This is a genomic window from Sulfuricaulis sp. (assembly GCF_040901545.1).
Taxonomy (GTDB): Bacteria; Pseudomonadota; Gammaproteobacteria; order Acidiferrobacterales; family Sulfurifustaceae; genus Sulfuricaulis.
The window spans coordinates 52,472-62,211 of the sequence record NZ_JBBDYL010000066.1 but is presented as its reverse complement, the minus strand read 5'-3'; the positions used below and the strand labels follow the sequence as shown (position 1 = coordinate 62,211).

The 9,740-nt window shown below is 60.5% G+C and carries 8 protein-coding genes and 1 pseudogene; all 9 read right to left on the bottom strand.

Annotated elements, in window-relative coordinates; all coding sequences use genetic code 11:
* Positions 1–455: pseudogene (locus WD823_RS13720) on the bottom strand (cation acetate symporter); the annotation flags it as partial.
* 14 nt (positions 456–469) lie between these two features.
* Positions 470–736 (bottom strand): DUF4212 domain-containing protein, encoded by a 267-nt coding sequence (locus WD823_RS13715; protein WP_368430062.1) that lies wholly within the window; start codon positions 734–736, stop codon positions 470–472.
* 148 nt (positions 737–884) lie between these two features.
* On the bottom strand, positions 885–1,604 hold the full coding sequence (locus WD823_RS13710; protein ID WP_368430061.1) for a PolC-type DNA polymerase III: 720 nt from the start codon (positions 1,602–1,604) through the stop codon (positions 885–887).
* On the bottom strand, positions 1,601–1,756 hold the full coding sequence (locus WD823_RS13705) for a putative nucleotidyltransferase substrate binding domain-containing protein (RefSeq protein ID WP_368430060.1): 156 nt from the start codon (positions 1,754–1,756) through the stop codon (positions 1,601–1,603). Before WD823_RS13705 ends, WD823_RS13710 begins: the two co-directional genes overlap by 4 nt.
* Before the next feature lie 457 nt (positions 1,757–2,213).
* Positions 2,214–3,551 carry a sigma-54-dependent transcriptional regulator gene (locus WD823_RS13700; RefSeq protein WP_368430059.1) on the bottom strand — a complete coding sequence of 446 codons (1,338 nt, stop codon included), beginning with the start codon at positions 3,549–3,551 and terminating at the stop codon, positions 2,214–2,216.
* Entirely contained in the window at positions 3,548–6,523 is a 2,976-nt protein-coding gene (locus WD823_RS13695) for an ATP-binding protein (RefSeq protein WP_368430058.1), read from the bottom strand. Before WD823_RS13695 ends, WD823_RS13700 begins: the two co-directional genes overlap by 4 nt.
* Positions 6,513–6,710 carry a hypothetical protein gene (locus tag WD823_RS13690; RefSeq protein ID WP_368430057.1) on the bottom strand — a complete coding sequence of 66 codons (198 nt, stop codon included), beginning with the start codon at positions 6,708–6,710 and terminating at the stop codon, positions 6,513–6,515. The genes WD823_RS13695 and WD823_RS13690 overlap by 11 nt, the downstream gene beginning before the upstream one ends.
* A 189-nt stretch (positions 6,711–6,899) precedes the next feature.
* The gene (locus tag WD823_RS13685) at positions 6,900–7,328 is read right to left on the bottom strand and encodes an exonuclease domain-containing protein (RefSeq protein ID WP_368430056.1); all 429 of its coding nucleotides are present in this window, start codon (positions 7,326–7,328) and stop codon (positions 6,900–6,902) included.
* A 102-nt stretch (positions 7,329–7,430) separates the two neighbouring features.
* The gene (locus WD823_RS13680) at positions 7,431–9,308 is read right to left on the bottom strand and encodes a DUF294 nucleotidyltransferase-like domain-containing protein (RefSeq protein WP_368430055.1); all 1,878 of its coding nucleotides are present in this window, start codon (positions 9,306–9,308) and stop codon (positions 7,431–7,433) included.
* Positions 9,309–9,740 lie beyond the last annotated feature (432 nt).

Below are 9,740 nucleotides of genomic sequence, written 5' to 3'. Positions count from 1 at the left end.
CCGCCGTAGCGCGTGCCGATGAAGTCCGGCACGGTATAGCAGCCGAACTTGCGCAGGTATGGCGCCATCAACGTCGCCACCAGCACGTAGCCACCGGTCCAGCCAACCACGAAGGCCAGGTAGGCGTGGCCCCCGAGGAAGATGCCGCCGGCCATGGCGACGAACGAGGCGCCGGACATCCAGTCGGCAGCGGTCGCCATGCCGTTGAACACCGGCGGCACCTGGCGGCCGGCGACGTAGTAGGCATCGACCTGCATGGTGCGCGACAACCAGCCGATGACGGCGTAGATGACGACGGTGAAAGATACGAACAGGACGCCGATGGTGTCGGCTTTCATGCCGAGCGTCTCGAACCACGCCATCAACGCAAAAAACAGCAGGAATCCCCCGGTGTAGAGACCGTAAATCCTGGGGAGGTTTTCAATAAACGTTGTTCCTTTCTTGAAAAAAGCCATGTTTTATTCTCCCCCTAGTCTGTTTCGGCCACGCCGAATTGGCGGTCGATATTGTCCTGTTGTTTTGCGAACACGAACAGCTGGACTACGAAGACGACGAGCGATCCTTGCGCCGCCATGTAGAAGCCGACAGGAAACTTTAAAAATGTGAACTGGTTGAGTTGGGGCGCAAACCAGTGAACCAAGTACGAAAACACGAACCAGATGACCAAATGAATGATCATCAGGTTGCGTGTTCGCGCCCAGTGTGCTTCCCGATTAGCAGCTGTTATTGTAACCATTGACGTTCCTCCATTTTCCACTGTGAGTGATTAAAATTTGATGCAGCTAGTTGTTGCGCTCCGGTACCATGTAAATCTGTAAATCAGTAAATCTGTTTTTAATTCACGGGCCATAACGAGGGTTTCAGGCCCTACGCCGGACCGGTTGTCACGCCCCTCCGAATCCGCTGCCCAGCACCTTGCGTTGATGCGCCTCAGCCGCGACCAGCAGCGAACCGACGGTATTGAGACCACGTGCCAGCGCGCGCTTGAGCAGGACAAGGAACAATTCGCCGGTTGCCAGCGCATCGTCCATCGCCCGATGGCGCACGTGCGCGCGTAAACCGAAATAAGCGAGCCATTCGTCCAGACCCGCCTGCGGCAATCGTGCTTCGGGCACCAGTACCGGCGCCAGCAGCGCAAGATCGATCCAGGCGTTGTGCAGGCGCATCCCGAGCGTTGCACGCAAGTCACGGTCGAGCATGGCCTGGTCGAGACCGGCATGGAACGCCACCAGCGGCTGCTTGCCGATGAACTCAAGGAAGCCCATGAGGGATTCCTCCGGTGGCTGGCCCGCCGCCTGCGCCTGCGGGCCGATGCCGTGAATCAGTATGTTTTCGCGTTGGTTCGCTTCCTCGCGGCGCAAAATGGATTCGTAATTCTCTCCTGTGCGCACACGCAGGGCCTCCACGGCGCAGGCGCCAATGGAAAGCAGATGGTCCCGGCGGGTGTCGAGCCCCGATGTTTCGACGTCCACTACCACAAAGCGGGCTTGCCCCAGCGGCACATTTTCACTAACGCCGGACAGATTTTTCCAGGCCATGACGCGGTCGGTGAAGTCGGAGGGCGGTTCGACGTGCGGACGAAATAGGCGTGCGATCCAACTCATAAATGATAATCCAGCGCCAAACGTGTCTGCAGCTTGCGCGCCTGGCGAAAGGATTCCTTCAGAATGTGCCGGTTCAGATCGTTCAGGTGATCCGGGTCAATATGATTATCAAGGGGCTGCCTGTGGCTGCGTTGGTTCTGGTGCTGACGCATGTGCAGGAGTTGAATGAACGCACAGGCATCGCACCAGGCCTCGGTCTGATATCTGTCTTCGTGAAAGACGGCAAAATTGCTCGCCACGATACTGTCGCGATACCGCGCTGCAGGAGTGGGCCCATGCACTAACACCTGGGGTAATACTCGGCTAATGGCATGATGTTCCCCCTCCTGGTTTAAGTCGTCGGAGACTGCTCACGGGATGCGACATTTTTATTTGTCCCGTCGGCTTCTCTTGCACGGTATCGTCGCTTTGGAATTTCTCCCCGCGAACCGCGGTATTACCGGCATACTATATGCACTGCCGGCACGGGCAGAATTCTTACCCAGACGCCGGTTCTCGTTGCAAACGCCGTGCCTGAAGGACTAATAAATAAAAACAGTGAGATACGTAGAAGCGAGAGGACAGCGTGTTACCAATGGTGACACGCTGGCGTTACCGGCGGTAACAAGCCTAAGTGTCCTTGGGTCGGGGAATGCCGAAGCGCTGGCGTCGTTCCCACAGCGCCTTGCGCGAGAGTCCCAGACGTCCGGCAAGTTCGGTTTCGGTGAGCCGGTCCTGGTGATCGAGCACGAAATGGCGGAAGTAATCTTTCAGCGATAGCGCGGAGCCCACGGCCGCGGTCGTCGCCGGTAGGGCGACCGCATCAATCGCCAGCAGCTCAGGTGTAATCTCCGCCGATTCACACAGAATCACCGCGCGCTCGATGGCGTTTTCGAGCTCGCGCACGTTGCCCGGCCAGTGATGGGCATGGATCGCGGCGATGGTCTGCGGCGCGAACTGCGGCGGCGGGCGATTCAAACGCCGGCAGGCCTTGTCGAGCAGAAAATTCGCCAGCGCCTCGAGATCTTCACTGCGCTCGCGCAGCGGCGGCAGCCGGATATCGATCACGCGCAGACGAAAGTACAGATCGGAGCGAAATAACCCCTCGGTCACACGCTGCTCGAGGTTGCGATGGGTCGCCGCGATCAGGCGAATGCTCACCTTACGCGCGTGCGGACTGCCCACGCGCCGGATCTCGCCCTGCTGCAACACGCGCAGCAGCCGCGCCTGCGCCGCCGCGGGCAACTCGCCGATCTCGTCGAGAAACAGCGTACCTCCGTCCGCCGCCTCGACCAGGCCGCGATGCGTTGCGATCGCGCCGGTAAAGGCGCCTTTCTCGTGGCCGAAGAGCTCGGATTCGATCAGCGTGTCGGGAATGGCGGCGCAGTTCACGGCAACGATCGGAGCCTCCTTGCGCGGGCTCAACTCATGCACCGCGCGCGCCACCAGCTCCTTGCCGGTGCCGGATTCGCCCAGGATCAATACCGTCGAGTCGGTCGGCGCCACCTTGCGGATGCGGTCGAATACTTCGCGCATGGCGGCGCAGTTGCCGATCATGCCGCCGACCGGATAATCGCGTTCGAGGTCGGCTTGCAGCACCTGCGCGCGCCGCCACAGTTGGCGTTGCTCAAGCAAGCGGCGCACCACGAGCAGCATCTCGTCGTGGTCGAACGGTTTGGTGATGTAGTCGGCGGCGCCGAGCTTCATGGACTCGACCGCGGATTTGACGCTGCCATAGCTGGTCATTATGAGCGCCGGCGCCGGCGCGCACTTGGCGATGATAGCGGTACCGGGCGCGCCGGGCAGGCGTAGATCGGCGACGACGAGATCGAAGGAGGCGAGTTCGAGGCTACTCTCCGCTTCCGCCACCGAACCCGCCTCCGTTACCTCGTAGCTGTGACGTTCGAGCAGGCGCCGCAGCGCCTGGCGGATGACGACTTCGTCGTCCACGATCAGGATTCGGCTCATAATGCCTCCGTTTGCGATGCCGAGATTCGGTCGTCGCGCCGCTCGCGCGTGAGCGGCATGCGCACGAGCACGCGCGTGCCGTGCCCCGGGCTGCTTTCTATCGCGATCGTGCCGCCGTAATCCGATACGATGTTGTACACCAGCGGCAACCCCAGACCCGTCCCCGCGCCCGGCTGCTTGGTGGTGAAGAACGGCTCGAACACACGCTCGCGCAACTCCTCCGGAATACCGCTGCCCTGATCCACCACTTCGATGCACAGGAACCCGTCCACGACTTGGGAGCGTACCTCCACGGTGTCGCCGGGTCGCGAGGCATCGCCGGCATTCGTGAGCAGATTCACCACCACTTGCACCAGCCGATTGCGATCGCCGTGGAGTACCGTGTCGGCATCACAACGATTGATGAAATTGATTTGCTTGCCCGCGCGCGACAGTCGCACCAGTCGCACCGCCTCCTCCACACACGCCGCGATCTCGACCGGCGCGGTGGCGCGCTCCGAAGGCAACCCGCCATGCGCGAACGTCACCAACGTCTGCACGATGTCGGCAATACGGCGGATCTGTTCTTGAATCAGCGCGATACTCTCCTGCACGACCGTCCGGTCGCTTTCGTCGCGCAGGTTTTGCGCCAACGACGCGATACCCGTCAGGGGATTTCCGATTTCATGCGCGACACCGGCGGCGAGCCGGCCGATCGAGGCCAGCCGCTCGGTGTGTGCCAGTTCAGCCTCCAGCGTTTGGCGTTCGGTTAGATCCTCGATCAGGATTACCATGCCGCCGCGCGCCTGCGCCAGCGGGTTTTGCTCCTCGATCGCGGCCTTGTACAGATTGAACCAACGCGGACGGCCGAGAATATTGACCTGCAACTTATATAGGTGCTGTTCCTGCGCGTCCACGAAACCGCGCAGTAACCCGTCCCAGGGTTCGTGTAACCCGGACAGCGCCACACCGCTTACATCGCGCGCGGACAGGCTGGAGAGGCGTTCCATCGCGTGATTCCACACCACGATTTCGTCATCCGGCCCGAGCGAGCATACCGCCAGCGGCAGCTCTTGCAGGAGCTGACGGTGATAGCGGCGCAGCGCATCGAGCTCGGCCGCCAGGCCTTGCAAGCGCGAGCGTGATTCCTCCAGATGTTCCTCGAGCGAGTGCACCGTGTCGGCGAGCGCGAGTGGCGAGCCCCGGTCGAGCTGCAGACGGTCGTTCACCACCATGCGCGCGAGCAGCGGGCCGATCAGACCCGAAAGATTGCGCTCGATGCGCTCGCGCAGGCGGCGCAATTGTGTCGGTCGGCGCTCGTTGTCGTCCATCTCGAGATCGACGAGCGCTTGGTGTACCTCGCGCGCGGCGGTCTGGGGACCGACGATGCGTGCCAGTTGATCCGCGAACTGTTGCGGCGAAAGCGCAGCCACCACGCCGCGCGGCGGCAACATCTCGCGTGCGCAGGCGCGCGACGCTTCCATTTCCTCGGCCGTCGGACGCGTGAACACAGACAATCCCACGAACAACAAACTGTTGACCGCGAGTGACCAGAACGTGCCGAATGCGATCGCGTCCTCGCCGCCGGCGCCGAGCCACTCTTGCAGGTTGACGCCGGTGTGGACGATGCCGGAGCGCTCGAACAACGGCACCAGCAATGCCAGCGCCCACACGAGTCCGCCGCCAAGCAGTCCGCCGATGAAGCCGGTGCGGGTCGCGCGCGGCCAGAACAGCAGCCCGACGATGCCGGGCAGGAACTGCGCCACCGCCACGAACGAGATCAGGCCTAGCTGCACTAGGCTCTGGTTCGCCTCGAGCAGCAGATAGAAGCCGTAGCCGGCGAGAACGATCACGGCGATGAGCAGCCGCCGCCACCACAGCAGCCGCTGGTAGAGGTTCTCGTACGGCGCCTCGCGCGCCGAGAAACTCATCGGCAGGATCAGGTGATTGAGACACATGGCCGCCAACGCGAGCGTCTCGACAATCATCATCGCGCTCGCGGCGGATACGCCGCCGAGAAACGCGATCGTCGCCAGCCATGCCGAGCCGGATTTAAGCGTAATCCCGAGCACGTAGTAATCGGGATTCGTGCCGGGTTGAAACGCCGCGCCGGCCCAAAGGATAGGCACAATCGGAAGATTCAACAGCAACAGGAACAGCGGAAACCCCCAAGCGGCGAACGGAAGCGTGCGCGGTTCGATGTTCTCGGTGAAGGTCATATGAAACTGCCGCGGCAACAGAAACGCCGCCGCGAATGCGAGCACCATCAGCGCCATCCACGGCCCGTGCTGCATCGGCTGGTAGAGCGCCTTAAGCGCTTCGGGATGACTCACCAGCCACTCCCCCATTCCGCCGACGTCGCCGAACAAACCAAACACCGCGAACACGGCAACCGCGCCGAGCGCGAGCAGTTTCACGGCCGACTCGAAGGCGATCGCCACCACCAGCCCTTCATGCTTCTCGCGCGCCGAGGCGTGGCGCGCGCCGAATAGAATCGCAAACAGGATCAGCGTCACGCAGAACCCGAACGCCAGCACCGACGGCGTGGCCACTTGGGTAAGCGATCGGACCGACGCCGTCACCGCCAGAATTTGCAGCGAGATATAAGGCAGGATGCCGACCAGCATGAACAGCGTCACCAGCACGCCCGTCGCCTGGTTGCGGTAACGGAAAGCGAACAGGTCGGCGAGCGAGGTAAGCTGATAGTCGCGCGTCAGCCGCAGGATCGGCATCAACAATACCGGTGTCAGCGCAAACGCGAGCGTCACCCCGAGGTAGATGGTCAGAAAACTGAAGCCCTGCGTTTGGGCGAAACCGACGCTGCCGTAGTAACTCCAGGAGGTGGCGTAGACGCCGAGCGAGAGCACATAAGTCAGCGGGTGGCGCGCGACCGAAGACGGTATCCAACCCCGCTCCGCCGCATAGGCGATCAGAAACAGGACCAGCAGGTAGGCGACCCCGGCCAGAAACAGCGTCCAGAGTTCAAACGTCATGATGGTGACGATGCGCAACCCAGGCGATCAACCCAATCAACCCGAGCCACAACAGATACGGGAGATACCAGACGCTTGTGGTCGCGGCCCACCAGAAGGTGAAGGGCGAGAAAAACACGAACAGCCCGAACAGAAACAGCAGCACCACGCTGTCGCGACTGTGACCGTTTTCCTGGTCTAAAAGCATGAGCTTAGGCTAACAGAAACTGTTACATAAGGTAACACCAGGGAGAATGCTGTGTGAGCGGCATTTACGCGGCGAAGTTGATTGCGTGTAACCGGTGTAACAGGGGCTGTCCACGTTTAGCGTTTCGCCCCTTTGCCCCTCCCTCCCGGGAATAACCTTGTCTTGTGCTCGTCTAGCGGATGGAGCTCGCTAAGTCTGGTCAGCCGACATGCTCGGACATGCTACGGGAATAGCGCCGGGCCCGGGGTGAGCCAGATCGAGCCAGGGATCACGCAAGCGCCTGCCAAGCGCCTCCCGCAAAGTGCGATCCAGCATGGCCTGATTAAAACTGGCATGAAACGCCACAAGCGGATATTTACCAATGAATCCAAGAAATACCATCAGCGCGGTCTCCGGTGCCTCGCCCGCCGCTTGGGGTTGCGGGCTGATGCCGTGGATCGGGATATTGTTTAGCTCACTTGCTTGGTGGTGACGCCAAATGGCCTCGAAACCTTCGCCCGGGCGCTGACGCAGCGCCTCAACGCCGCAGGCGCCGATGGAAAGCAGCCGGTCCTGGCGTGTGTCGAGCCCTGTCGTTTCGACGTCCACAACCACACAGCGTGCTTGTCTCAGCGGCACATTTTCGCTTACGCCGGGAAGTTTTTTCCAGGTCGCAACACGGTGGGCGAAGCCGGGGGTAGTTCAACGTGTGGACGGAAAAGGCGTCTAAGCCAACTATAGCTAGTAGTCCAGCGACAGACGCGTCTGCAATTTGCGCGCCTGGCGGAAGGCCTCTATTAGGATACGGCGGTCAAGATCATTGAGCGTGTCCGGGTTGATGTGGTTATCAAGAGTCAATCCCTGGCTTTCCTGTTTCTGGTGCGAACGCATGCGTAACAATTGAATAAAGTCAAAGGCATTGCACCAGGCTTCCGCCTCTTCGTCGGGGATCCCCCCTGCCACGGCGGTGGCGCGCAACCGCCCTGCGGTGTTGGTATCAGTTATGCCGTGCGCCAGCGCAAGCAGCCGCGCGCCGTCGACAAACGGTGTGGTCCCGCGCAGCTTCAGGTTAATTGTGTTGGGATGCTCGCCGCCACTTTCGACGACGAAGTCGCGAACAAGTCCCAAAGGCGGGCTATTTCCCAGGGCATTCTCCGCCATCTGATGCAAGAAGGCGTCATTTTTGGCCACGCGTTCCGCCACCCAGCGCCGAAGTTCTTCCACCGGTGTGCGATCGCCGTAAATGGCACGGAAATCGAAATAGATGCTGGCTTTCAGCAGATGCATCGGTGAACCGTGCTCGATCCAGTTCTGGAAACAAGCTTTCCACTCATCCAGGCTAAGACAACACTCGGGGTTGCTGGCCATGATGTTGCCGGGACACAGCGGGAAACCGCACTCAGCGAGGACCTGATTGATGCGGTACGCGACCGGCAGCAATTCCTCGCGCACCGCGGCGGCGTTCGCCCCGGCTGCGGGCACAAAAAGGATGCCGTTGTCCTGATCGGTTTTCAGTGTCTGTTCCTGGCGTCCTTCACTGCCAAAAGACAGCCAGCCAAACGCACAGGTCGGCGTACCCAGTTTGTCCAGAGATAACGTAATTACGCGCCGGGTTATATGATCATTGAACTGCGAGATGATTGTTGTCAGCTGCGCGACCGATGCACCTTGCGCCAGCATCTGGTCAATAACGCGGTGTATGTCCTCGCCCAGTTGCACCAGCTCAGCCACGTCCGGAGCATTCTTGATGGCACGGCTCAAGTGCACCAGGCCCACGCGTTGCAGCGAAAAGAGATCCCGCTCGGAAACGACCCCGACTAATCGGTCATTTTCGACCACGCACACATGGCCAAAGCCCATGCGTGTCATGAGTTCGACGGCTTGATGCCCGAAGGCTTTTGGCGGCAGCGAAAGCGGGCTCCGTGTCATCACCGTTTCGATAGGGGCGTCGCGGTCCACGCTTGAATTCACCACGCGCCACAACAGGTCATGGAGCGTGAATACACCCAGCGGTTTGAGGCTAGTGTCCGTGATCACCATGGAACCGATACGTGCGGCATTCATGGCCTGCAAGACTTCGCGAATGGGAGTTTGCGGCCGGCAAGTGACCGGTGCCCGGCGCACGATGCGCGACAACGGCGCGTTCAGAGAAGTTTCGCCAGAGGCAACCTTGGTGGCGACTTGCGCCTGAAAGCATTCCAGCGCCTGGTCGAGGAGACTGGCCAGTCGCCGGGTACAGAAATTGTGAAAAACCGCACTGTCTTTAAGAAGTTTTTGAAAGTCTTTCTGGTCCAACTCGAAGCAGAAGGTGTCCTCCACGGCGCGATGCACGGTATGGACAGGACGATCGGCTAATAGCGCCCCGACAGGGAAACACTCGCCGGTGACTAGTACCGCCTCGTCCACTGCCGGATCGGAATTTTTGTCTTCACGCGCGGTAGTATTCGTCCAATTGGCTTGTTTTTCATGGATGGCGCTTATCTCCCCACGCACACGCCCCTGCTTGATGATGTAACAATGCCCGGCGGCTCCTTCGGCAGGATCCGTAATCACTTCCCCGGCGGCGTAAAACCCGAGATGTAGGTGCTTGGCGAGAAATTCGAGGTGGGCGGGCGCCATGCGGTCGAAAGGCGCGTGCCGATTCAGGAATTCGATAACCGGGGCCTGCCCATGCCGTGCCTCTGTCGGTTGTGATGTCCTAACCATCATCGGATCGTGAATTGATTCCACGTGTACACACAAGCACCCCCATTAATTACGGGTTATGGCTGCTCCGGTACTGGTGCGGGTTAAGTTAACAGAATTACCGAAATAAGTAACAATGACCGCTGTCGGCTGTATCAAGTACCGGCAAAACAGTGGCTTGACGCGATCGCCCCACCACGGCCCGTGCCACATCGATCCGCTATGCCAGCAATCTCCCGGACGTGGGATGTGCCGGCGCCATCCTAATCGCGCTGAATGCTCGCAGCCGTGGCTAATCCGTAAACGCTAGCGCAGGGTCATCGCCAACTAATCAGGCATCAACAATGGGTGAGATTATCAAATTCA